Origin of the sequence: Lacrimispora sp. (genome assembly GCF_031982545.1) — a bacterium.
Classification (GTDB): Bacteria; Bacillota; Clostridia; order Lachnospirales; family Lachnospiraceae; genus Lacrimispora.
Genome location: NZ_DALYXB010000002.1, coordinates 1 through 24,881, shown reverse-complemented (window position 1 = coordinate 24,881; position 24,881 = coordinate 1). Strand labels below are relative to the sequence as shown.

At 41.7% G+C, this 24,881-nt stretch carries 23 protein-coding genes; 19 read left to right on the top strand and 4 right to left on the bottom strand.

Annotation, left to right across the window (positions count from 1 at the left end; genetic code table 11):
- The first annotated feature begins 84 nt into the window (after positions 1–84).
- Positions 85–2,244 carry a methyl-accepting chemotaxis protein gene (locus tag ABS301_RS03615; protein ID WP_349670921.1) on the top strand — a complete coding sequence of 720 codons (2,160 nt, stop codon included), beginning with the start codon at positions 85–87 and terminating at the stop codon, positions 2,242–2,244.
- A 598-nt stretch (positions 2,245–2,842) separates the two neighbouring features.
- Here the strand turns inward: ABS301_RS03615 and ABS301_RS03610 are convergent.
- The gene (locus ABS301_RS03610) at positions 2,843–3,757 is read right to left on the bottom strand and encodes a radical SAM protein (protein WP_349670920.1); all 915 of its coding nucleotides are present in this window, start codon (positions 3,755–3,757) and stop codon (positions 2,843–2,845) included.
- Positions 3,758–3,853: 96 nt separating this feature from the next.
- On the opposite strand from ABS301_RS03610, the gene ABS301_RS03605 reads away from it, so the two are divergent.
- From ABS301_RS03605 to ABS301_RS03580, 6 genes are all read left to right on the top strand, one after another.
- A complete protein-coding gene (locus tag ABS301_RS03605; RefSeq protein WP_349670919.1) occupies positions 3,854–4,564 on the top strand; it encodes an AzlC family ABC transporter permease in 711 nt (236 codons plus the stop codon).
- Positions 4,561–4,896 carry a branched-chain amino acid transporter permease gene (locus ABS301_RS03600; RefSeq protein WP_349670918.1) on the top strand — a complete coding sequence of 112 codons (336 nt, stop codon included), beginning with the start codon at positions 4,561–4,563 and terminating at the stop codon, positions 4,894–4,896. The genes ABS301_RS03605 and ABS301_RS03600 overlap by 4 nt, the downstream gene beginning before the upstream one ends.
- 236 nt (positions 4,897–5,132) lie before the next feature.
- On the top strand, positions 5,133–7,187 hold the full coding sequence (locus tag ABS301_RS03595) for a methyl-accepting chemotaxis protein (protein ID WP_349670917.1): 2,055 nt from the start codon (positions 5,133–5,135) through the stop codon (positions 7,185–7,187).
- A 187-nt stretch (positions 7,188–7,374) separates the two neighbouring features.
- Entirely contained in the window at positions 7,375–8,886 is a 1,512-nt protein-coding gene (locus tag ABS301_RS03590) for a sensor histidine kinase (RefSeq protein WP_349670916.1), read from the top strand.
- Between the two features lie 14 nt (positions 8,887–8,900).
- Positions 8,901–9,701, top strand: coding sequence for a response regulator transcription factor (locus ABS301_RS03585; protein ID WP_349670915.1), 801 nt, complete (start codon positions 8,901–8,903; stop codon positions 9,699–9,701).
- Between the two features lie 236 nt (positions 9,702–9,937).
- On the top strand, positions 9,938–10,906 hold the full coding sequence (locus ABS301_RS03580) for a TRAP transporter substrate-binding protein (RefSeq protein ID WP_349671337.1): 969 nt from the start codon (positions 9,938–9,940) through the stop codon (positions 10,904–10,906).
- A gap of 55 nt (positions 10,907–10,961) precedes the next feature.
- Here ABS301_RS03580 and ABS301_RS03575 read toward each other — a convergent pair whose 3' ends face one another.
- Positions 10,962–11,168, bottom strand: a complete 207-nt coding sequence (locus ABS301_RS03575) for a hypothetical protein (RefSeq protein WP_104435283.1) — start codon at positions 11,166–11,168, stop codon at positions 10,962–10,964.
- Positions 11,169–11,330: 162 nt separating this feature from the next.
- On the opposite strand from ABS301_RS03575, the gene ABS301_RS03570 reads away from it, so the two are divergent.
- Positions 11,331–11,774, top strand: coding sequence for a LytTR family transcriptional regulator DNA-binding domain-containing protein (locus ABS301_RS03570; RefSeq protein WP_349670914.1), 444 nt, complete (start codon positions 11,331–11,333; stop codon positions 11,772–11,774).
- A gap of 186 nt (positions 11,775–11,960) precedes the next feature.
- Here ABS301_RS03570 and ABS301_RS03565 read toward each other — a convergent pair whose 3' ends face one another.
- Complete coding sequence (locus ABS301_RS03565; RefSeq protein ID WP_349670913.1) at positions 11,961–12,617, bottom strand: DUF6709 family protein; 657 nt, start codon at positions 12,615–12,617, stop codon at positions 11,961–11,963.
- Positions 12,618–12,806: 189 nt separating this feature from the next.
- On the opposite strand from ABS301_RS03565, the gene ABS301_RS03560 reads away from it, so the two are divergent.
- From ABS301_RS03560 to ABS301_RS03510, 11 genes are all read left to right on the top strand, one after another.
- Complete coding sequence (locus tag ABS301_RS03560; RefSeq protein WP_349670912.1) at positions 12,807–13,847, top strand: LacI family DNA-binding transcriptional regulator; 1,041 nt, start codon at positions 12,807–12,809, stop codon at positions 13,845–13,847.
- 375 nt (positions 13,848–14,222) lie between these two features.
- Complete coding sequence (locus ABS301_RS03555; RefSeq protein ID WP_349670911.1) at positions 14,223–15,590, top strand: ABC transporter substrate-binding protein; 1,368 nt, start codon at positions 14,223–14,225, stop codon at positions 15,588–15,590.
- Positions 15,591–15,661: 71 nt separating this feature from the next.
- The gene (locus ABS301_RS03550; protein WP_349670910.1) at positions 15,662–16,546 is read left to right on the top strand and encodes a carbohydrate ABC transporter permease; all 885 of its coding nucleotides are present in this window, start codon (positions 15,662–15,664) and stop codon (positions 16,544–16,546) included.
- A 1-nt stretch (position 16,547) separates the two neighbouring features.
- The gene (locus tag ABS301_RS03545) at positions 16,548–17,390 is read left to right on the top strand and encodes a carbohydrate ABC transporter permease (RefSeq protein WP_349670909.1); all 843 of its coding nucleotides are present in this window, start codon (positions 16,548–16,550) and stop codon (positions 17,388–17,390) included.
- Between the two features lie 538 nt (positions 17,391–17,928).
- Positions 17,929–18,597: an exonuclease domain-containing protein gene (locus ABS301_RS03540; RefSeq protein WP_349670908.1), complete on the top strand. Its 669-nt coding sequence runs from the start codon at positions 17,929–17,931 to the stop codon at positions 18,595–18,597.
- Positions 18,598–18,668: 71 nt separating this feature from the next.
- Positions 18,669–18,845 (top strand): hypothetical protein, encoded by a 177-nt coding sequence (locus ABS301_RS03535; protein ID WP_349670907.1) that lies wholly within the window; start codon positions 18,669–18,671, stop codon positions 18,843–18,845.
- 14 nt (positions 18,846–18,859) lie between these two features.
- Entirely contained in the window at positions 18,860–19,378 is a 519-nt protein-coding gene (locus ABS301_RS03530; RefSeq protein ID WP_349670906.1) for a GNAT family N-acetyltransferase, read from the top strand.
- A 35-nt stretch (positions 19,379–19,413) separates the two neighbouring features.
- A complete protein-coding gene (larB, locus tag ABS301_RS03525; RefSeq protein ID WP_349670905.1) occupies positions 19,414–20,157 on the top strand; it encodes a nickel pincer cofactor biosynthesis protein LarB in 744 nt (247 codons plus the stop codon).
- 1 nt (position 20,158) lies between these two features.
- Positions 20,159–21,529: a nickel pincer cofactor biosynthesis protein LarC gene (gene larC, locus ABS301_RS03520; RefSeq protein ID WP_349670904.1), complete on the top strand. Its 1,371-nt coding sequence runs from the start codon at positions 20,159–20,161 to the stop codon at positions 21,527–21,529.
- A gap of 6 nt (positions 21,530–21,535) precedes the next feature.
- On the top strand, positions 21,536–22,357 hold the full coding sequence (gene larE / locus ABS301_RS03515) for an ATP-dependent sacrificial sulfur transferase LarE (protein WP_349670903.1): 822 nt from the start codon (positions 21,536–21,538) through the stop codon (positions 22,355–22,357).
- A gap of 27 nt (positions 22,358–22,384) precedes the next feature.
- A complete protein-coding gene (locus ABS301_RS03510) occupies positions 22,385–23,476 on the top strand; it encodes a DUF871 domain-containing protein (RefSeq protein WP_349670902.1) in 1,092 nt (363 codons plus the stop codon).
- A 178-nt stretch (positions 23,477–23,654) separates the two neighbouring features.
- Here ABS301_RS03510 and ABS301_RS03505 read toward each other — a convergent pair.
- Positions 23,655–24,881 (bottom strand): right-handed parallel beta-helix repeat-containing protein (locus ABS301_RS03505; protein WP_502877930.1); only part of this gene is annotated, 1,227 nt, incomplete at its 5' end.

Sequence of the window (24,881 nt, the reverse complement as noted above, 5' to 3'; positions counted from 1 at the left end):
ATAACAAAAAAACATTACAATTATTGTATAAATATGGTATAATCTGGTTGACATACAGACATGCTGCGGAAGGGGGATTACGCAATGATGTGGAAACGATTAGGAAAGGGGAAAAAAATACGGTTAGGAAACGGAGGTAGATTTACACATCTTTCAACAAGAATTGCATTTATGGCTGGAATCATGCTGGTGGTGGTATTTGGTATGTTAATCGGGTTCACCTCCCGAATGACAAAGCGTGCGATGCAGCAGTCAGCATTTGGGGAACTAAAAACCCTGGCATCAGAAAACGGGAAAGATATCCAGCAGATCTTTGATACGGCAAACCAGGTATCCAACCGGATCACCTATTATCTGGAAAACTCATCGGAAAACAGAAGGCTGATGCTGAGTCTTAGAATCAAGGCAGGGAATACGGCAGAACCGTTTTATAAAAGCCGCATATCTGACAAGGTAACGCTGGATACCAATGGTATGAGAATTGAAGATTACATGATTTCAACCATTCGGTCTTCTGTGATGTATTCTGAGGATATTAAAGGAATCAGCATTTTGTTTGAGCAGTACGGTTTGAGCTCGGCTGCCAGAAGCTACGGAATCTATTCCAGCCAGGATGGAACTGTTACAAGCTGTGGTAATTATGAAGATTACTCATCAAAAGACTATTATCAGAAAGTGCTGGAGACGGGAGAGCGGGTCATTACAGAGCCTTATGAGTCAAATGGTGAGATGATTATTACCATGGCAGTGCCGGTAAGTGTCAATGACAGGACTCTTTGTGTGGTTTCTGTCGATGTGGGACTGGACCGGTTCAGCCAGGTAAAAACAGCCGCTTCCTATCCCAGTATGTTTACCTTTATTCTGAATGAAGCCGGAACCATCATATCTGAGAGTACGGGAAAAGAACTTGCCGGAACCAATGTATCTGATTTTGTCAGCACCCAGTCCTGCAAGGAAGGGATAAAAGCAGGAGTTTCATCAGGTGAAGCGTTTCATGTAATTGATGGGGATCGTAAGGGACAGGTATATTATTTTTTTGAGCCAATCCAGTTAAACGGATCCATCTGGTATTCTGTTACAGCGGTTAATGCCGGTGATATGAACCGGGAGGCGGAGCGTATGGCTACCCTGATGACAGTCATATCTGTGGCAGCCATGATCATAATTTTGTTTATGATTACTGCAGTTATAAAGAAACAGTTAAAGCCCTTACATAAATTATCTGCAGCAGCGGAACAGATTGCAGAGGGAGATTTAAGCGGATTTTCCGGAGTGGAATCAAGAGATGAGATCGGTCAGACCGCGAAGTCCTTTGAGCGGATGTCATCGAATTTAAAAATAATTATCGACCGGATTTCCCTGGCTCTTCATGAGATTTCGGACAATCATCTGGATCTGGATGTGGATATGGGGCTGTCCGGAGATTTCTTCAAACTGGAGGAAGCAGTAAAAAAAATCACGTTAAACTTAAATGCAGTTATGTATGAAGTGAATCAGTCAGCCGGTCAGGTAGCTGCAAGTTCGGGTCAGGTAGCAGAGGGGTCCAAGGTTTTGGCAGATGGAGCAGATGCCCAGGAAAAAACCATTGAGCTGCTGTCAGGATCCGTAAATCATGTGTCTGGAAATATTAAGAAGCTGGCCGAAAAAGCTGGAGATGTTTCCATGCAGGTTCAGCAGACCGGGACCGAAGTGGTAAACTGTGATATGTCCATGCAGAACTTATCAAAAGCCATGGATGAAATACGTGTTTCTTCCGGAGAAATTGAAAAGATTATTAAAGTTATTGAAGACATTGCTTTCCAGACTAATATTCTGGCATTGAATGCAGCCATCGAAGCTGCCAGAGCGGGAGAATTTGGCAAAGGCTTTGCAGTGGTTGCAGGTGAAGTAAGAAACTTAGCTGCCAAGAGTTCAGAGGCGGCAAAGAATACAACAGACTTAATACAGAGTTCCATATCGGCTGTTGAGAATGGGAACAGTCTTTTGAATGAAACTGCCAACTCTCTGATGAAAGTGTTAGAGGATTCGGCTATGGCAGTGGAAGCAGTGGACTCCATTTCTGCAGCCGCAGGGAAAGAAGCCAAAGCAGTAGAAGAGATAACAAAAGAACTGGACCGGATATCTTTAGCAGTCCGCAACAATTCAGCCACAGCAGAGGAAAGTGCTGTTTCCAGCCAGGAACTTTCCAGACAGGCTCAGTTATTGCGTGAATTGGTGGAACGATTCCGATTAAGAACGGAATAAAGGGAAAACGCAGAGGGATAATTAACATTCAACTCTGCGTTTCCCCTTTTTTTCGACAGAAAACAGCAAATATTGTATTAATCTAATCAAAAATATATTCTGCTTTTATATAAAATATTATATATATAAACTAAATAATTATACACAATATGAAAATTAACAATTAAATTATAAAATATATAAAAGTATATTGACAAATGGCGAAATGCAGGCTATAATTATGACATAACAAAGGGAAACCGAAGTTACAAAGAAGAGGAAATCTAATGAAAGGAGGTACAGTCCACCAGAAAGAGCAGATCCGTTTCATTTGAAAGAATGAAACAAAAAGCCCCCCACAATCTACCGATGTGAAAGATCAGTGGAGACGAATCGATTGAATGTAGCGCTGCATGATTCGTAGTAAAACAAAAGATGGATCCATTAAGAAACTGGTTGTAGCAACGGAGAGCGTAAAAAATTTATATAGAGCATGTTTAACATATACATAATTTGTAAGTAAACATGAGATGGAAAAGAGGTATTGATTCCAATGGACGAGATAATATAGAAAGGGATATCGATGATAAATCAACAATCGGTATCCCTTTCTATCTGTTTAATCGCTTATAATCCCTTCTAAATCAAATGGCGGTGTATATTCTTCCCTTGCACTGCTTTTTTCCTGCATAAATCCCTGTACCAGATCCAGTTCAATGGCTTTGTTAAGGACCTTATTATATTCATAAGAGGTGATTCTGCGGTTGATTTCCGGATACTGAACACTCTTGTAGAATGGAGTGTACTGGCTCAACAGGCTGATATAATACATTCCTTTTTCCAATTCATCCTTTATCCAGGTAAGCAGAGCCATAGAATCATCTTTCGCTCCCGGAAGAACCATGTGGCGTATGATTACACCTGCTTCCATCAGTTCACCGGTTGGGTCAAACCGGGGAGGCCCAGTCTGACTGATCATCTGTTTAATGGCTTTTGAGGCTTTCTCAAAATAATCGGCTGCATTGCTATAACGGGCAGAGAGGGCGCTGCTTTGATATTTTAAATCAGGAAGCCATATATCCACATATCCATCCAGTGCTTTAATCACTTCCACTGATTCATACCCGCCGCAGTTGTAGACGACCGGAATGGAAAGTTTTGATTTAACAAGATCCAGGGCTTTCAACACAGACGGAAGGTACTGTGTGGCAGTTACCAGATTGATGTTGTGGGCACCCTCATCCTGAAGTCCTAAAAATATCCTGGAAAGCTGTTCTACTGTCAGCTCTCTTCCAAAATGTTCCTGGCTGATGGAGTAATTCTGACAAAAGCAGCAGCGCAGGGTGCAGCCCGAAAAAAAGATGGTTCCGCTTCCCCGGCTTCCGCTGATACAGGGTTCTTCCCAGTGATGGAGGGCAGCGCGGGCAGCCATGACAGTATCTGTGCAGCCGCAGTATCCACCGCTTCGCCGGCGGTTAATGTTGCAGTTTCTGGGACACAGACTGCATGAATCATACATAGAGTCAAAGTTCATATGATAAGCTCCTGTTGTTGACAAATTAATAGCGGTACTTTAATATAATAAAAAATATGCCGGAAAAAGGCAATCAAAAACGACAGGAAATACATTATGAAGAATCAGTACAAAAAAATGGAAGCATTGAAATATGCCTTCCCCAAAACATTGCCCGTAATGGCGGGGTATCTGGTATTAGGCGCAGCCTTTGGAATATTAATGAGAGTAAATGGCTTTGGCATTTTCTGGGCACTCCTATGGAGCGTATTTGTATATGCCGGGAGTCTGCAGTATCTTGGAATTACATTTTTTACGGCAGTGGTAAATCCCTGGTACGCTTTATTCATGTCTGTGATGTTGAATGCCAGACATCTGTTTTATGGGCTGTCCATGGTAGATCGGTTAAAAGATGCCGGCAGGTTCAGGCCCTATCTCATATTTTCCATGACAGATGAAACCTTTTCAGTTCTTTGCAGTGAACAGGTGCCAGACCATCTTTCCAGACACTGGGTTTATTTTTTTATTGCTGCACTGGACCAGCTGTACTGGGTTTTTGGAACGCTTGCGGGCGCCATAGCAGGAACTATGATCCGGTTTGACACTGCTGGCATGGATTTTGCCCTGACTGCCCTGTTCACGGTGATTTTTATCGATCAGTGGAAATCCCGTAAGGATCATGGGCCGGCATGCATCGGAGTTATTTCTTCTGTTTTGTGCGTTATGCTTTTTGGAAAGGATGTTTTTATTGTACCTGCCATGGTGGTGATTATTTCTGTCATTACCATTGGTTATTGGAAGAGTAAAGATAAGGAGGAACGAAATTGAACCATAATGTTATCAGTTATGCACTAATTACGCTGGCTATGATTCTGGCTACGGTGCTTACCCGGTTTCTGCCTTTTCTTTTTTTCCCTGCAGGAAAGAAAACACCAAAATATGTGATTTACCTGGGCAATACACTTCCCTATGCTACCATAGGTTTATTAGTGGTTTACTGCTTAAGAGGAGTTTCTTTTACGGCTCATCCTTATGGCCTTCCTGAGGTAATTTCCGTCGCAGTCATAGCTGTACTGCATATATGGAAGAGAAATTCTCTTTTGAGTATTGGCGGTGGCACGGCTCTTTATATGGTATTGATTCAAACTTTTTTTAAATAGCCAGGGAGCATGGAGGCTGAAAAAAGATATCTGATTCCTTTTCTTTGTGAAAAATGGAGTAAGATATCTTTTTTTGTTAAGATAATAGACTCCTGTCTATTAAAAGATCAATAAAATCCCATTGTCAATTTATGGATACGTTGACAAATAGTTACAAAATATCGTATAATGAAAAAAACCATTTATGAAATGTCATGGTTCACATTTACCAAAGATGAGACAAGGAGCATAAGACTATGAAAACACCGGGGGATAAGAAGTGGAATCGGAAGACCCAAAAGGCAAAAGGAATGGGGTTGGGTAAGAAAAAGAATGGCGGAGCATCAATCAAGGCAAAATTATCTGCGAAATCATTGAAGATGAAGATGCTGATGTTTATTATTGCAATTATTCTTGGTCTTTCTGTAACCAACATGATTGTCAGTATTTCGGTAAGTTTTGGTGGTATTACAGATGTTGTAAAGAGTGATCTGGAAGCAACAGGAAAGCTGGTAAATAATCTGATTGTTCAGAATTTAGACCAGATGAAGGTCAGTATTGAAGCCAGTGCTCAGGGAGGAAGCTTAAAGTCTATTAACTCCAGAGTGGTTACAGAGTACTTAAGTAACCAGTGTACTCTTTATGGTTATAAAGATCTGGAAGTAATCAGTAAGGAAGGCGTAGTAACCCGCAGTGCCAGCGGGGAGCACATCGGAGACAGCTTCGCAGGTATGGATTACATAACAAAAGCATTAAACGGACAGACCACGATTTCAACGACGGAATACGACAGCAATAATGCGCTTGTAATCCGGGTGGCTACCCCTTATGATTTTGGAATTCTTGTTGGTACCTATGACGGAAGTGTGTTAAGCAATCTGATTAAAGACTTTAAAATTGGTAAAACAGGAAATGCATTTCTTTTAGACAGTACCGGAACTTTAATCGGCGGTAATAATGCGGACCTTGTTCAGGAACGAAGCAACATGATTGAAAAAGCGAAAACTGATTCTTCCTACGCGTCCATTGGTAAGATGTTTCAGAAGATCACTTCCGGCGGTACCGCAATCGGAACATATGAATATATGGGTGTAAGCAGATTCTGCTACTACAGCCCTATAAGCGGCAGTGATGGCTGGTCACTTGGAGTTGTGGCACCGATTCATGAAACCACTACCTCAATTTATAATGTAGTGTTAGGTATGGGAATTCTTCTGGTTTTATCAATTGTTGCAGGCTGTTTCCTGGCTTTCTGGTTTGCAGGTTCCATTGCAAGTCCGATATCAGCAATTGCAGACAGAATGAAGCTTTTATCCAATGGAGATTTAACCAGCGATGTTCCAGTTATAAAACGGAAAGACGAGATCGGGCAGCTTGCTGAGGAAATCGGCAATTATGTTACCAGTGTCAGAGTATATAACAATACCATTGCAGCATCCATGGACAAGATTGCATCCGGTGATTTCTGCCGTTCCCAGGACATGAACTTTAATGGTGATTATGTTGTGATTCAGGAAGCCATAATGAAGGCGGAAGATATGCTTTCTAAAACCATGGAAACCATCAATATGTCTGCAGATGAGGTTGCAAAGGGCAGTGCCCAGGTATCTCAGGGTGCCCAGAATTTAAGTCAGGGTGCAGTGGAACAGGCTGCTTCCGTAGAGGAGTTATCTTCTTCCGTTAATGAGATATCAAACAGCCTTTTAAATACGGCTAAGACAGTGGAAGGTATTAATAGCCAGGCCGGACAGGTTGGTAAGGCCATGGAAGACGGCAACGCACAGATGCAGGTGATGATGCAGTCCATGGAACAGATCACCAAGAAATCCAAGGAGATTGAAAAGGTCAATAAGCTGATTGAAGATATCGCTTTCCAGACTAACATTCTTGCACTGAACGCAGCTGTTGAGGCGGCAAGAGCAGGTGAAGCAGGAAAAGGGTTTGCTGTGGTAGCTGATGAAGTACGTAATCTGGCAGGTAAAAGTGCCAATGCTGCAAAAGACACTTCAAGTCTGGTAGCAGATACCATTACAGCAGTTGAAAAGGGAACAGGAGTTGCTTCTTCAACTGGAGAGACATTAAACGGCATTCTGATGGAGACAAGAAATATGGTAACAGCCATCGAAAAGTCTGCCAACGAACTGCAGGAGCAGAGTGATAAAGTAACTCAGGTAACGGTTGGAATTGAACAGATTTCTTCTGTTGTACAGAGTAACTCCGCCACAGCAGAACAAAGTGCTGCAGCCAGTGAGGAGCTTTCCGGCCAGGCAGAGAATTTACGGGAGTTAATGAGTAAGTTCCGTCTTCACTAATGAATAACAGGAAATAATTCCATAAAAACCGCAAAGGTACGTTATGTCTAAACTACGTATCTTTGCGGTTTCGTTTTGGCTGACAGCTGTTAGAAAATCGGCAGGTGCACAAACCGTCCAGATCTGCTATAATGGTAAAAGCGGAAAACTTTTAGAGGTATTTTGACAGTGTGAAGGGGGAAATTCGGTGAAAGTGGGACGGTGGGGATCAAAAAAGCTGCATGAGAAGTGGCTTTCTTTTACGTTAAAGCAGAAGATTAAGACAATCGCAGCCATGGTTATTCTGATCGTGGCACTTTCCATTATATTTAATATTGTAATACTTGACTTTGCGCTAAATGGATTCAATCAGATTCTTGAAGATAATTCCAGGTGCCATGATTATCAGGCGGCTATGGAGGAGGAAACAAGGGCGTTTAAAGATTATGTTAAGGACCGTTCAGACGAGAGCAGAGTATTATTTGAAACAGCCTGTGCCCGGACAGAACGCAGTGTTTCAGAACTGCCTTTTGATTATGACCGGGTGGGGGCGGAGCGATATTCCGTAACCTGGTCCATCCGGAATGGTTATGAAAATTACAGTAAGTGGAGAGATTTGTTCCTTTTGGGGAAGGATGAAAACGGCTTTTCCATCACCCAGTATATTAATGAGCTGTACCGGATCTATCGAATGCAGGATTATCTTTCAGACTACGGCAAACGTCTGGTACAGAGTACACTTAGAGAAGGCTCCGATGCCTATCATACGAAAGTACCGATTTTATACCGGTTTCCGGTCATAATTTTAGTACTTGCAGTGTTAAGCATCAGTGGAACCTTCTATGTAAGCCGCATGATGCACCGTGATATGGTGGTTCCTGTGGTGCGTCTGGCGTGTATTTCCAGAAAAATCGCGGCAAATGATTTCAGCAATGAGGATGTGGAAATTGAGAATCAGGATGAAATTGGAGAACTGGTCCGTGCTTTTAATAAGATGAAACACTCCACCAACCAGTATATTACCACATTAAAAGAGAAAAATGAAATGGCAGATCTTCTTCACAAGGAAGAGATTGAGAAAATGGAGATCGAAAAAAGACTGGATGCAACCAAACTTGAGCTGTTAAAAAATCAGATTAATCCCCATTTTCTGTTTAATACCTTAAACATGATTTCCTGTATGGCAAAGCTGGAGGATGCAGGGACAACGGAGCGTATGATTGAATGCCTGGGTAATTTATTCCGGTATAACTTAAAAACACCGGAATCGGAGGTGCTCTTAAAAAAAGAGCTTCAGGTAGTGAGTGACTATATGTATTTACAGCAGATGCGGTTTGGCACCAGGCTCCATTATGATATCCAGTGTCTGGTGGACAGCAGCCGGATCATGATTCCCACCTTTACGCTTCAGCCTCTTGTTGAGAATGCAGTGGTACACGGCATTTCAAAAAAGGAAGAGGGAGGAAATATAAGAATCCGGATCTGGGAAAGAAATCAGAAAATTATGATTTCCGTTGCAGATACCGGGGTGGGAATGAGTGAGGAGAGTTTAGGAGAATTAAGAGAAGCCCTGGCCAATCATTCCACCGCAAGAGTAGGAATCGGAGCCGGTAACATTTACCAGAGAATTCATCGTATGTACGATGGAGGCGATTTTCAGATATACAGCAGACAGGGACATGGAACGGCAGTCCTGCTTACCATACCAGTCAGACTGTGACAGAGGGAGTTTATATGTATCGGGTACTGATTGCAGATGATGAATTAATAGAGAGAAAGGTGCTTTATAAAACCCTGACAAGAGAGCTGGGAGACCAGTGTACAATCTGGCAGGCGGCAAATGGAAGAGAGGCACTGGAATTATTTGATGAGCATGACATCCAGATTGCGGTGCTGGATATTGAAATGCCGGGGATCAATGGCATTGAGGCGGCACAAGAGATGCGGCGGCGCAAAAGTTCGTGCAGTATTATTTTTCTGACCGCATTTGATGATTTTTCTTACGCCAAGAAGGCCATTGGAATCCGGGTTCTTGACTATTTATTAAAGCCCTGCAAGGAAGAGGAATTAATTGGTGTGCTGGATGAAGCCATGCGTCTGGCTGACAAGGCTCTGCTGGAAGAGAAGGGGGAGGAAGTGCAGACATTAATGGAGCCTGTATTCAAACCCTCTTCTGAATTGAACACAGGTGACGGCCAGATAAGGCTTCATAAAGTAGCAGAGGCGATACGGCAATACATGGAGGAAAACTATGTCCGGGACTTATCGATGCAGGATGTGGCAAGGGTGATGAATTATTCAGAAGCATATTTTTGTAAACTGTTTAAACAGTGTTTTGATAAAAACTTTACAACATATCTCACGGAATGCAGAGTGGAAGCTGCAAAAAAACTTTTGACAGAGCCGATGGTCAATGTAAAGGAGATCGGAGAAGCTGTAGGATATAATGATTCCAATTACTTTGCAAAGGTATTTAAGAGGGTTACCGGTATCAGCCCAACAGAATACCGTATGAGCACATTCAACAGAAAATAGGGGCGAATATTGTTGAATATATAAAATTTTAACCGTTTCCTTGCGAAAAGCTGCCGGATATAATAAAATATGTTAATAGGATGTTAAGAAGAGACAGAATTCTATTATGACAGCGTTAAGGAAGGACGGGGTTTATGAGAAGGGAACTACCAGGTGTATTGCTGGGTGTTGTTATGGCAGTAGTTCTTTCTGGCTGCATAGGACCGGAACAGCCAGTTACGAATGGGGATTTAGATATGAATCAGGGTACATCAGCAGTGGATGCACCAGGAAAAGGAATGTGGGAAACCCCTGAATATGTATTTACTTATGCGGAAAACCAGGCAGAAGACTATCCGACAACTCAGGGAGCATATAAATTTGCAGAACTGATCAGCCAGAAAACCAATGGAAGGATTTTAATCAATGTCCAGGCAGGCGGGGTATTGGGAGATGAAAAGTCAGTATGTGAGCAGCTGCAGTTTGGTGGCATTGACTTTATGAGAATGTCCTTGTCTCCACTGGCAGAGTTTGTTCCAAAGCTGAACGTACTGCAGCTTCCGTATCTTTACCGGGATGCAGACCACATGTGGCAGGTGCTTGACGGAGCCATTGGAAAGGATTTCATGAATTCCTTTGAAGGTTCCAATCTGGTACCTTTATCCTGGTATGATGCCGGTGCCAGAAATTTTTATAATTCCGTCCATCCCATCAGGAAGCTGGAAGATATGAAAGGGCTTAAAATCCGTGTTCAGGAGTCAGAGATGATGATTGGGATGGTGGAAGCCCTGGGAGCAAGTCCTGCACCGATGTCTTATGCGGAGGTTTATTCCGCCCTGCAGACCGGGGTAATTAACGGTGCGGAAAACAACTGGCCTTCCTATGAATCCACCAGCCACTATGAAGTGGCAAAGTATTACACCATTGACGAACATAACCGTGTACCAGAACTTCAGCTTTGTTCACAGCCTACCTGGGACAAACTTTCCATGGAGGATCAGGAGATAATCAAAGAGTGTGCATTGGAGTCAGCAGAGTATGAAAGAAGGCTGTGGTCGGAACGTGAAAAAAAATCGGAGGAAAAGGTTCGCCAGGCAGGGTGTCAGATTATAGAGCTTTCGCCGGGCGAGAAGCAGAAATTTCAGGATGCAGTAAAGCCCATGTATGAGAAGTACTGCAGTGATTATATGGATATTGTGGATGCAATTATTGATACTGGAAAATAAGAATGACCCAGCCGGATGTCTTTTGGATATCCGGCTGGGCATTTCCTTTTGGGAATCACTGCTTCTTATCTTTCACCTTTGCTTTGGGAAGATAGGGGTAGAGATCCTGGTATGCTTCCCGTTCTTCGTCTGAGGCCGGTTCTGCCGGGATCAGTCCGGTTAAATCTGTGGTGGAACAGGCCTGAATGTCAATATCATAGTTGTTTTTTGCAGTGACCCGGTCCGCCTTCCCGGCAGAGTCTTTATTTTTATCTGATTTCATATCAAGTCTCCTTTCCTTGTGATTGTTAATCCCTTTTTAGTGTGAGAAAATCTACTGTAAATATTCATGGTTTCGTAAAGTCTCCTTTGGCGTTATAATATTGACCAAACGTTATTGAATAAGGGCGATTTGTCCGTAAATAGATTTACAGGGGGATAGTTTATGAAAATTGCCTTATTAATTGATCAAAGGCTTAAAATGATCGTCGAAGGAACGGAGTATAATATGATTTTATTATATCCCGAAATACAGGAGAACTCTAAAAAGCTTTTAAAATATGCTGCTTTTTTTAATGGAAAACCTTATGTTTTCAACATGAAGGAGATTTTGTATCTGGAATCCTATTATCGGAAGACAAGTATTGTGGTAAAAAACGAAAAAATGCGGATTAAGGCAAGGCTGAATGAAGAGGAAGGAAAACTTCCCAAAGACTGGTTCACCCGCATCAGCCGCCATGATATCGTCAATATGCAGCATATTAAGACTGTAAAAGGAGATGAGGTTGAAATGGCCAATGGAGATGTTTTGTATATCACTCATAGCAGAATAAAAGAATTTGGAAAGAATTACAGAGCTTTTTTAAAATTAAATAATAGATTGATTTAAAACGGAAAACGCCATGATAATGACAAAAAGTGCACACCCCATTGTCAGAAGCATAGTCGGGTGCTATTGTTAATGCAATGCAAATACTTCCAAGATCGGCAGTTCCTATCTAATTCGATTCTGTTATCGTAATCCAATTGCAGACAGCGAAACTTCAGCCGATTTCGCTGTCTGTTTTTCTTTGTCTTATGTGACTGGGATATCTTTCGAGAATTCTTCTAAAATGCAGAACCGTCTGTAGATCCGTCTAAAAATCAGGACTGATAGGAAAAGAAACACAGTTCCGGCTGCGAACAAAATCCGGCTTATGATAAAAGCTCTGGGCTGGATTAGGAAAGGGGATCCCATTGCATTTATTTCCTCCTCACTATATCCAGCATCTAATAAGTATCTATGAAAATATGGAATCAGTTTCTGCTTCATAGGGATGATCTCGCCGTCGATAAATATTTCCATTCGGGGTTTTTGACCGCCCTTTAAGAATGCATAAGTTTCATCTGTCAGTCTGTCAAAAGATAAATTCTGGTTGTGGTCTGTTTTAAGCCCCAGATAACCGTCGTAAAAAGGAATGATATAATAGTTTCCGGAGTTCTTTTTTGGAACGATGATTCCTTCGCTGTTTTTTTCGTAAGTGGTATCGGAGGCGAAATAGTCCAGTGCATAAACGACATTACCCTCAACATGACTCCCGATTTTGATTTCTCTTCCATTCAAAAGATCTTCAAACGTGACGGGAGGGAGAAATGAAGTAATAAAGCCAGAGAAAGAGAGCAGGATGAGAATCATGCCTGCTGTAAATAGTATTAAAATACTGCCATTAATAGACTGCATTATCTTATTCATTGGTTAATAAACCCCTTCTCCATAAGTTTATACAATGTCATGGTAACAAAAGTGATAATAAATGTCAAGAAATATAAATATATGAAACCAAAAAAATAAATAACCGTTTTTATGAAACGTTTAATATTTCTATATTGACAATTAATTAAAAATCTGAGTTAATAAATAAAAAGATCTCTGGAGGAAATAATGGCGACAATTAAAGAGCTGGCAAAATGCTGCGGCGTATCAGTGGCTACAGTTTCCAATATTTTGAATAATAAACCTGGTGCCAGTGATAAAACCAGGAAGCTGGTTTTGGAAATGGCAGAGCAGCTAAATTATACGCCCAATATTGTGGCAAAAAATTTAAAGATGCAGAAAACCAGAAGCATCGGTGTAATTGCGGAAGATATGACGATATTCAGCATACCGGATATTATTGACGGAATCACGGATTATTGTCAGAAGCAGGAATACCAGATTCTGCTAACCAATCTCAGACTGTTTAAAAAATATAATGATACTTACTATAACAAAGACGATTATTATGAGCTGGTCAGGCAGGAAATTAAAAAACTAATGGAAAAGCAGGTAGAGGGAATTATCTACGTGGCAGCTCATGAGCGTGTGATTCATTGCATACCGGATAACCTGCCCATCCCGGCAGTCATGGCATACGGGTATTCCAAAAGCAGGAAGATCCCTTCAGTCGTGGTAGATGATGTCAGTGGAGCGGCTGCTATTGTAACGCATCTTCTGGATCAGGGACACAAAAAGGTGGGGGTCATAACCGGAAAGCAGGACAGCCTTCATGCCCAGGCCAGGCTGGTGGGATATCAGCAGGTTTTATTCCAGAATAAAATTCTTTACGATCCAGGTCTTGTGGCAGAGGGGGACTGGACAAGAGAGTCCGGATACCGCTGCGCGGCTGAACTTCTTGAAAAAGGAGTTTCTGCCATATTTGCGATGAATGATCTGATGGCAGGCGGGGTTTACGACAGAGTGGAGGAATTAAAACAGACCATAGGCAATGAGATATCCGTTGCCGGATTTGATGACAGAGAACTTTCAGGCTACTACCACCCGCCCCTGACAACGGTCAGTCTGCCGCTCCATGATATTGGATATAAAGCCAGCGAGTGGATGATAGAACTGTTAAATGGAGGAGAGCTGGAACATACAGAGGAAAATGTATGCGCGGTGGAATGTATGCTTCTGATACGGAAGTCAGTGAAGAATATCAATTAGAATTTAAGTATTTATTAGAACGTTTATCTGTTGTTAACACAGCCAGACGTTCTTTTTTTGCGTTGGAAAGAAAATTCGACAGGATTAAACAAGAAATTATATAAAATTACATAGTTAAACGATTTAAATTCATGTAAAAATTATGCAAAAATACTTTACATTACCCTTTTCATGTGTTAGTATGCAATCATATATATGAATTTTAATGGAAATCAAGCATCGTGAGCAGAGATAAACACTGAAAAAACCGGATTATTAAAAAAATATGTGAAACGTTTAATAAGCCGGCAGTACCTCCCTGGGGGGAGTTTTTTAGAATCATGCAGATGGCAGAATCTGTGTTGATAAGAAAGAATTAAAAAGGAGGATTCATTCATGAAAAAAAGAGTATTGGGGGCTCTTGCATGTGCAGCCATGGCAGTGATTCTGGCAGCAGGCTGCAGTACTAAGGGCAGTTCGGGTGAAGCAGGAAGCAAAGGAGCTTCTGCTGGAAAAAAGTCAATGGAGGTAGCAGGCAGCGATGTTACCACCATAAATGTATGGACATTTATTGAATTGCATCAGGACTTTTACGTTAACATGGCTGAAAAATGGAATGAGGCACATCCAGATAAAAAGGTGAAGCTGGTATTAAGCAATATGCCATACGATGACATGCATAATAAGCTGTCTCTTGCATTAGAATCGGGAGAAGGGGCACCTGATGTTGTGGACATTGAGCTTGGTAAGTTTCCGGCCTTCATGGTTGGCAATATCGGATTAATGGAACTGAATGATGTGATCGATCCTTACCGCGATAATATTGTAAAATCCCGTCTTGGAATCTATTCCAAAGATGGAAAGGAATATGGTCTTCCCACCCATGTAGGTACTACGGTGGCATTTTACAATGAAAAGCTGTTGAAAGACGCAGGTATTAATTATCAGGACATCAAAACCTGGGATCAGTTTAAAGAGGCTGGGGTGAAATATCACGAAGCCACTGGAAAGTATTTCTCCTGTGTGGAGACATCGGCTTCCTGGATGGTGAACCTGATGCTAGCTCAAAAAGGCGGAGATTACGTTGATGAAAAAGGAAATTTAAACTTAAACAGCAAGGAACTGACAGAAGTTTTGGAATACATAAAAGGAATGCAGGAAACAGGAGCTTTTGCAACTGTTCCGGGAGGACAGCCGGATAATGAAGAGGCTTATCCTTCTTACAATACAGGAGAGTATGCCGTGCAGATCATGCCGTTTTGGCAGACATCCAGATTTGTAAACTACATGAAAGATTTAAAGAAGCAGGTTGCCATCTCAACCGTGCCTGTCTGGAATCAGAATGATAAAGAGGTAGCAACCATCGGCGGAGGCGGTACAGGAACCGCAATTATAAAATCAGGCAAGAATGCAAAACTGGCTGCGGAAGTTATGGCTTATATCAAGCTTTCCGAGGATTCCAACCGTGAAGTATGGAATGTGCTTGGATTTGATCCTGTTAATACGGCAGTGTGGACGGATAAGACCCTGACCCAGAATCCCGATAACCAGTTCATTCAGTTTTTTACCAATTACCCCTTTGATACTCTTTTAAAGACAAAGGACAGCATCGGACTTTTAAGAGCGTATACCGATGAGAAATATCCTTCTATCAACAACGAATTGTGTACTGTAACGTTAAACAGTATTTTTGAGGATGGGAAAGATGTAAAAGAAGTCCTTGATTCTTCCCAGGAAACCTTAAAAAATGAATTTAAAAAATAAGATCAGGAACGCCGCAGGGAGTGATACCCCTGCGGCTGCTGTGTAGAAATCATTACTGGAAGGAGGACAAAATGAAGAAATTCTTCTATTCGAAAAAAATAGCTCCTTATGTATTCATCTGCCCTTTTGTGATAACCGTGCTGTTGTTCTGGTTAGTCCCTGTCTGCAACGGGGTACTTTTAAGTTTTCAGGATGTATTGAAAAATAAATGGGTAGGCTTTGATAATTATTCCAGACTTTTAACGGATAAAATATTTAGAAAAGCTTTATGGAACAGTTTTAAATACATGACCGGAACACTGATTTTACTGATCCCATTTCCCCTGCTGTTTGCAACCATGTTAAACAGCAGATGGATTAAAAAGACGGAGTTTTTTAAGTCCGTGTATTTTATTCCGGCTCTTACCTCCGTTGTAGTTGCAGGTACCATATTTCGGCTGATGTTTGGAGAATCTGCGACCTCTCTGTTTAATCAGGTTCTGGGAATGCTGGGAGTAAGTCCGGTTAAATGGTTAAAAGGGGCAGGCACAAGCTTTTTTGCCCTTCTCCTCCTGGCTTGCTGGAGATGGACCGGCGTAAATATTTTATATTTTCTGGCAGGCTTACAGAGTATCCCCACGGATTTATATGAAGCAGCTTCCATAGACGGTGCGTCCGGCTGGCAGCAGTTTATTAAAATCTCAGTTCCCCTTGTAAAGCCCACTACCGTCTATGTACTGACCATCAGCATCTATGCCGGTCTTTCCATGTTCTTAGAGAGCAATATGCTGTTTAAAGGAAACAATTCTCCCAATAACATCGGGCTTACAATCGTGGGATATTTATACAGGCAGGGAGTGGAAAAGCGGGCGCTGGGTTATGCATGCGCAGTTGGTCTTATTTTACTTCTTGTAGTTATGATTGTGAACTTGATTCAGTTGAAGGTGACTGGAACGTTTGAAGAGGGGAGGGACTGATATGAACAGAAGCATGAAAAAAAGTGGGGTAACCATTGTCTTTTATTTCATCTTTGCCCTTCTTGCTGTGGGGATTTTTCTTCCCATCTGGGTTCTTTTTATCGCCAGCTTTAAACCAGGAAGCGATCTTCTCCAATATGGTCTGAATCTGGATCTGAACGTTTCCAGAATGAATCTGGATAATTATATTCTTCTGTTTTCAGGACAGCATGATTACTGGAGATGGTTTTTCAACAGTATTACTCTGACTGTGATCACAGTAGTGGGCACTTTGCTGATCAGCTCTTTTGTGGGATATGGTTTTGCTGCCTATGATTTTAAAGGAAAAAAGTTTCTGTTTATTCTGGTGCTCCTTATTTTATCCATTCCTCTGGAAGTTGTTATGCTGCCTCTTTATAAACAGATTTCCTCATGGAAGCTGATGGACAGCTATACAGCGATTGTTCTGCCGTTCCTGGCCCATGCATCAACCATCTTTTTTTTCCGCCAGTATCTGCTCAGCATTCCAAGGTCATTAATGGAAGCCGGAAGAATTGACGGTGCTACGGAATATGGCATCTTTTACCGGCTTATTGTTCCGCTTATGAAACCGGCATTCTCTGCTATGGCAATCTTAAATGGAATGAATGCATGGAACAATTATCTATGGCCTCTGCTGGTAATCCGGTCTTCGGATAAATATCCATTGACGTTAGGCTTAAACACACTGATTAATCCTTATGGAGATAATTACAGTCTTTTAATCGTGGGTTCCGTTTTTTCTGTCATTCCTATTTTTCTGCTTTTTGTTGCATTTCAAAAGTACTTTATCGAAGGAATGATGGCAGGTGCAGTAAAAGGCTGACGATATATTATGGCAAATATGCCAGGTGCGATTCATTTTGAGCTTAGTGAAATTTAGACAGGGTGAAAGCTTTCAAGTTATAAAATTCAAATCCTCAGGACAGAGATGTTCAGGGGATTTTTTGCTGTTACCGGGTAAGGTGGCATGGAAAAACTTTTTTTGCTGCCATGCCTCAAATAGTATAGAACGGATCATAAAATTGAAGAAAAAGGGCATATAAAGAAAAATGTTCTTATCTATGCCACGCAAGTTAATAACGGTGAGGCAAGGATAAAGAGCCGATTGCTGATATGCCCTAAACAGGAATAGAGAAGGTTGGAAAATCGGAGATATGTGGCAGAGGGATGAAAAAAAGTTATTTATGCCTCATTATATTTAAAATAGTAATGATTAGGTGGTGGTCAAATTTACTTCTTCAAATCATATAGAAAACGTTTTCCTCGTTTTAACTTGATGTACACATCTGGAGACGTTATAATAGAAATGTTACAAAAGATAAAAGGATTAAGTCCTGTTGCATACAGAAATGGAGGGAACTATGGCTGGAATAGAATTGACAGGCAGACGTTTGAACCAATACATAGAAAATTACGTAGTATTTGATTTAGAAACAACGGGAGTGGATACACAGGAAGACTCCATTATAGAGATCTCTGCAGTGAAAGTGAAGAATCATGTGATAACGGATCAGTTTAGCAGGTTAATTAATCCGGGGACTCATATACCTGCAGGGGCAACAAAAATTAATGGAATAACGGATGAGATGGTAAAGGAAGCGCCTGGGCTTACTGAGGTTCTGCCGGAATTTCTTTCTTTTATAGAGGGAGAAATTTTAATCGGGCATAATATTCAGTCCTTTGATCTGCTTTTTTTATATCGGGTATCGGAAGAACTTCTGGGAATATCGTTACCCAATGATTATATTGATACCTTATATATGGCAAAGGAGCGCCTTCCCCAGTTGTATCGCCACCGGCTTACAGACATTTCCGAACATTTTAATATACCCACGGAAGGGGCACACCGGGCTCTTTCAGACTGCATGATGAATCAGCAGTGCTATGAGCAGATGGGAAAGCTTTCCGGGACAGGGGAAGAATTCATATGTCCCCAGTGCGGCGGCTTATTAAAGAAAAGAAACGGCAAATTTGGTGTATTTTATGGCTGCTCCAATTATCCACAGTGCCGTTTTACAAGAAATGGATGAATTACGCTTACTGTGTGATGCAAAGAAGACAGCCTGCATAGACTGTTGTACCAGAAAAAGGAGGGAGCGGTTTGGAGGATAAAAAATTATATAATAAGGTCATGTTCATTGCACTTTGTTTAATTGTTGTATTGCTTTGTGCCGGAGTTTACAGTTACATAACAGGCAGTAATGGTACGGATGTTCCCAGAGGGAAAGCACAGGTTGTAACAACGGAAGCGACAGTTCCTTCCCAACTCCTTCTCTGACAGAAAGGGAAAACATGGAATTTAATATTGAGCGGGCATCTGGCGAAGATGCTGAAATGATGGCGGATATCATTGAAAAGGTATGGGATGACATCGATAACAAGCACTGGTTTGTCGCTGATGACAGTGAATATACAACCCGAATCCTGAAAGAAGGAAACGGCCTGGGATATAAAGCGGTGGAAAAAGATTCCGGCGCAGTTGCAGGGGTTTTTATTGTTGCGCTGCCTGGAATGAAAGAAGAAAATTTAGGCAGAGATATTGGGCTGGCGCAGGAGGAGCTTAAAAAGGTAGCACATATGGAATCGGTGGCAATCCTTCCCTCCTACAGAGGAAACGGGCTTCAGTACTCTATGATGCAGCGGGGAGAAGAAGATCTTAAAAAAATGGGATACAAATATCTGATGTGTACCGTTCACCCTGATAATAACTATAGCAGAAATAATGTAATAAGGCAGGGATATGAAGTAGTTCTCACCAAAGAGAAATACGGTGGATATATTCGGGATATACTGTTAAAAAAGCTGTTTTAAGCGCATTTAGGTACAGCAGAGGAAAGGTGAGAAGGATGGACATAAAAGAAATGCTTAACCTGGTAAAAAACGGTGAGATGGGGGTAGATGAGGCACAGAAGATCTTAAAGGATCTTCCATATGAAGATTTGGGATATGCCAAACTGGATCATCACCGGGCTCTCCGCTCAGGATTTGGGGAAACAGTGTTCTGTCAGGGGAAGCCAGATGAATATCTGGTACAGATCTACAAAAAATTCTTTGAGCGGGACGGAGAGGTCTTGGGAACCAGAGCCACGAAAGAACAGTTTGAGTTAGTGAAAGAGGCAGTTCCTGAAGTTACCTACGATCCTATTTCAAGAATTCTCAAGGTAGAACGGAAGAATAAAGAAAGAACCGGCTGTATTGCGGTCTGCACGGGTGGAACTGCGGATATACCGGTTGCGGAGGAAGCAGCCCAGACAGCGGAATACTTCGGTTCTTACGTGGACCGGATTTATGATGTGGGTGTGGCGGGAATACACCGCCTGTTGTCCAACCGGGAACGGATTGGACGAGCCAACTGCATCGTGGCAGCGGCCGGAATGGAAGGCGCTTTGGGAACTGTCATAGCAGGGATAGCAGAATGCCCGGTAATAGCGGTACCCACATCTGTGGGGTATGGGGCCAGCTTTCATGGTTTATCAGCACTTTTAACCATGCTCAATTCCTGCGCAAATGGCATTTCTGTAGTAAATATTGACAATGGGTATGGGGCAGGATACATTGCGACACAGATCAATCGACTGGCGGTAAAATAAAATGAAAAAAATATTATATTTGGAATGTAATTCGGGAATCAGTGGTGATATGACGGTGGGAGCTCTCCTGGATCTGGGCGCGGACAAAGAAGTACTGGAAAAAGCGCTGGACAGCCTTAATTTAACCGGTTACCACCTTCATTTTGGAAGAACTAAAAAGTGTGGACTTGATGCGTATGATTTTGATGTTCATCTGGAGACGGAGCATGAGCATAACCATGAACACGATCACAGCCATGAGCATAGTCACGAACACGATCACAGCCATGAGCATAGTCACGAACACGATCATGAGCATAGTCATGAACACAATCATGAGCATAGCCATGAACACGATCACAGTCATGAACATGATCATAGTGATGAACACGATCATAGTCATGAACATGACCACAGTCATGAGAATCATCAACCTCATGAACATAGGAACATAGGTGATATATATAAAATTATAGACCGTCTGGCAGCCCATGAACGGATAAAAGCTATGGCAAGACGGATGTTTGATATTGTAGCGGAGGCAGAGGCCAAAGCCCATGGAATTCCATTGGAAGAGGTACATTTTCATGAGGTTGGAGCGATTGATTCCATTATTGACATTATCAGTGTTGCTGTCTGTGTGGATAATCTGGGAGTAGATGAAATCGTTGTATCACCATTGGCAGAGGGATTTGGAAGCGTACGCTGCCAGCATGGGGTGATTCCGGTCCCTGTACCAGCCACAGCGAATATCGCATCGGCATATCGTTTAAAACTGCGTCTGACCGATAATGAGGGAGAGATGGTTACCCCTACTGGTGCGGCGATTGCGGCGGCTTTAAAAACAGAAGACAGACTGCCGTCGTCCTGTCAGATTCTTAAGACCGGAATGGGGGCAGGGAAAAAGGAATTTAAGCAGGCCAATGTTCTTCGCGCCATGATTCTTTCTGAGGAGGAAAATCCGGCGGGAGACGAGATGTGGGTTTTGGAGTCCAATATTGACGACTGCAGCGGTGAGGCACTTGGGCTTGCTATGGAGTCTCTGCTTGACGCAGGCGCGGCTGATGTCTGGTATACACCAATCTTCATGAAAAAGAACCGGCCCGCCTATACGCTTTCTGTCATCTGTAAAAAAAACCAGATCGAATCCATGGAAGAGATCCTGTTTATTCAGACGACAACCATTGGAATAAGAAGATACCCTGTTAACAGAACGGTTCTGCCTCGTGAAAAGAGAACAGTGATGACACAGTGGGGAGAAGCAGAGATTAAAGTGTGTAAATATAAAGACAGGGAATTTTATTATCCGGAATATGAGAGTGTAAAAGCCCTGTGCCGAAAGAGCGGACTGGATTACCAGACTATTTACCGGAATCTGCAAAGGGAGGATTAAAATCATATGGATGAAAACTTATTAAGTCTCAGGATAAAACTGGAAGAGGCAATGGGGGAGTACGCCAAAGAAGACATCTGTCTTGCTTTTTCCGGTGGAGTTGATTCCAGTCTCCTATTGAAAGTTGCGGCAAAAGCGGTGGAAAAGACGGGAAAAAAGGTGTATGCTGTTACATTTGACAGCAGGCTCCATCCATCCTGCGATCTTGAAATTGCTTCCAATGTGGCAAAAGAGCTGGGAGGAATTCATGAAATAATTACCGTAGATGAGCTGGAGCAGGAGGAGATTCGCTTCAATCCAGTAGACAGATGTTATTTATGCAAGAAAAAGTTGTTTTTAAGTCTGAAGGAATTTGCAGGGGAAAGAAATATTACGGTTATTATGGATGGAACCAATGAAGATGATATGCATGTGTATCGTCCTGGTATCAGAGCTTTAAAAGAACTGGGAATCATCAGCCTTCTGGCAGAACTTCATATCACCAAGTTACAGGTAAAGGCATTAGCAGCGGGATATGGAATCTCTGTGGCGCAGAGACCATCTGCTCCCTGTATGGCAACCAGACTGCCGTATAATACGGAAATAGATTATGATATATTAGGAAAAATCGGTGAGGGAGAGGAATTTCTCCGATCTCGTTTTAAGGGAAACGTACGGCTGCGGCTGCATAAGGATATTGTGCGGATTGAAGTGGATCAGGATTCTTTTGACAGTGTTTTAAATGACAGGGATGCTGTGATCTCTTACTTAAAAGAACTTGGCTTTGCCTATATTACTTTGGATTTGGAAGGGTTTCGCTCTGGAAGCATGGATGTGGGGATTCAATAATTTTAAATTATTTACAGGGGGAATAGTATGCATAAGTTAGGTATTTCAATTTACCCGGAACACAGCACGAAAAGTGAAATAGAAAGCTACATGAAACTGGCTTCAGGGTATGGTTTTAATAGAATTTTCACCTGTTTGCTGTCAGTTAGAAAATCAAAAGAAGAGTTGATAAAAGAGTTTGCTGAATTTATGGAACTTGCACACCAATATGGGTTTGAAGTTGCCGTTGATACAAATCCGGCGGTATTTGAATATCTGGGAGCGACTCCCTTTGAAATAAAACCATTTGCTGATTTAGGAGTTGATATTATTCGATTGGATGGACATTTCGGAGATTTGGAAGATATTGCAATTACCAGGAATCCCTATATGATACCCATTGAGTTTAATGGATCATCCAATATGGATCTGGATTTATTGGTGGAGCGGGGCGCTGATCGTTGGAATATTGTTACGTGTCATAATTTTTATCCGCAACGATATTCAGGGCTTGGCTGGAAACGTTTTATTAATTTGACTGAAAAGTATAAAAAAAGCGGATTCAGGACTGCGGCTTTTGTTTCGAGCCTGAATAAGAGCGCCTTTGGGCCATGGCCGGTAAAAGCAGGGCTGCCTACCTGTGAAATTCACCGCAATCTCCCTATAGATCTGCAAGTGAGGCATTTGTTAGCCACCAATATAATTGATGATATAATTATAGGTAATTGCTTTGCAACAGAAGAAGAGTTAAAGATTATGTCTGAAGTGGATTGTAGTAAGATTACGTTTCATATTGAGACAATGAAAGACTGTACAAAATCTGAAAGAGAGCTTATATTTGAATACAGACATCTGTCAAGAGGAGATGCATCTGATTATATGATACGGTCGTCCTGGCCCAGAGAAACGTATAGGAATAAAAGTATCCCTTACAGAGAAGCGGAAGGGGATTTCTTTCACAAAGGAGATGTGGTTGCGGTAAACGATAATCTGACACATTACAGAGGAGAACTGCAAATTGTGCTTCAGGATATGCCAAATGATGGAGAAAGAAATCTGATAGGGAAAATACCGCGGGAAGAATGGATTCTGTTGGAATGTCTTCTGCCTGAATATGAATTTGGATTCATACATCACTGATCATTGCAAGAGTGAGGGATTTTCGGATCTTTCACTCTTGCAGTTGTTTATGAATAAGATGACTCCATTTCTTTGATTTTTCGTAAAGCAGATTAATGATGGGAACAGGAAGACCATGTTTTTCGGAATCTGTCTTTTTTTATTGTAATGTTAAGAGGCAAAAAAGTTAAACATTGCCTTATACTGACAATGGAAGCCAATAGCATGTGGCTAATGGAAGATTTGGGTTGGTTGGAATAACGGACGAATTATAGCCAACTGTCAGGCTCGTAGGATTAGTTGCAGATACCCAAGGTGCCGTAAAGGATGGATTCGCAAACGTATTCCCAGAGCTATAAATGTCCGTACTTCCAATATAGCTGGAGTCAATACCGATTAATCCCTTTCCAGCAGTGTTTTGAACGCTGTTACCCTGTGCTTGAATAAATCTAAATATATCAAGCTTGGCATTAAATAATAGCACAGGAACATTCCCTTCACTTATTGTTGTATTATTAATTATAAATAACTGGAAATCAGATCCGGTAAACTCTTCAATATCAAGCAAATGCCGTAAAGTAAAAGGTGCTGATGACTGCGTGTTACCTTCTACAAGCAGACTTCCCTGTAGTGTTCCAGAATTGACTGCAACATTTGTAATTGCTATAAAATAGCATCTGCTATTTCCTGAATCAGAAACGAAAGTATTATTTTGTATAATGCTTTCTCCTGATGTTGAGTAAATTGCAATATAGCGATAACTGTTATTTAGTGCGGCTAGCGGTGCATACGTAAAACTACAATTTGTTATTTGAAACTGAGTGACTTTAAGGCCAACACCAAATTCGCAGACAGAGATTTCGCAATTATCAATATAAATTCCAGTAGCTGCCGCATCGTTTACAACTATTACAGTTTCAGTACTTAGGGAAGAGGGGTAATTTTGTATCACTTTTAAATCTTTTATGACAACATAGGGTGCCGTGATATTAATCATATTATCTGTACCCGCAGTCGAAACAAGCTTTTGTATTGTAGTAAGTGTTGGTCCTTGGCCTTCTATTGTTATTGATTTATTTACATTGACAACGGTTGTAATTGTATACGTTGCATCTACAAGGGATAGACTGTCTCCATCCACTGTGGTGGCTGCGTCTATTGCTGTTTGAATCGTATTATAGGGTGCTGGTTCTCCGACCCCGACATTATGATTGTTGCCCGTTACGGCAGGAACAGTCCTCACGAGTGGTGGAATTGGTTCAGTAATTTTATAATAGTAATTCCCATTTGTTAAATCAATATAAAAATTTCCAGTATCTCCTGTTGCACATGTTGGCGCCCCGCTTCCTGTCAAGACAGTCATACCAGTAGGTCCAGTATCGCCAGTAGGTCCAGTATCGCCAGTAGGTCCAGTATCGCCAGTAGG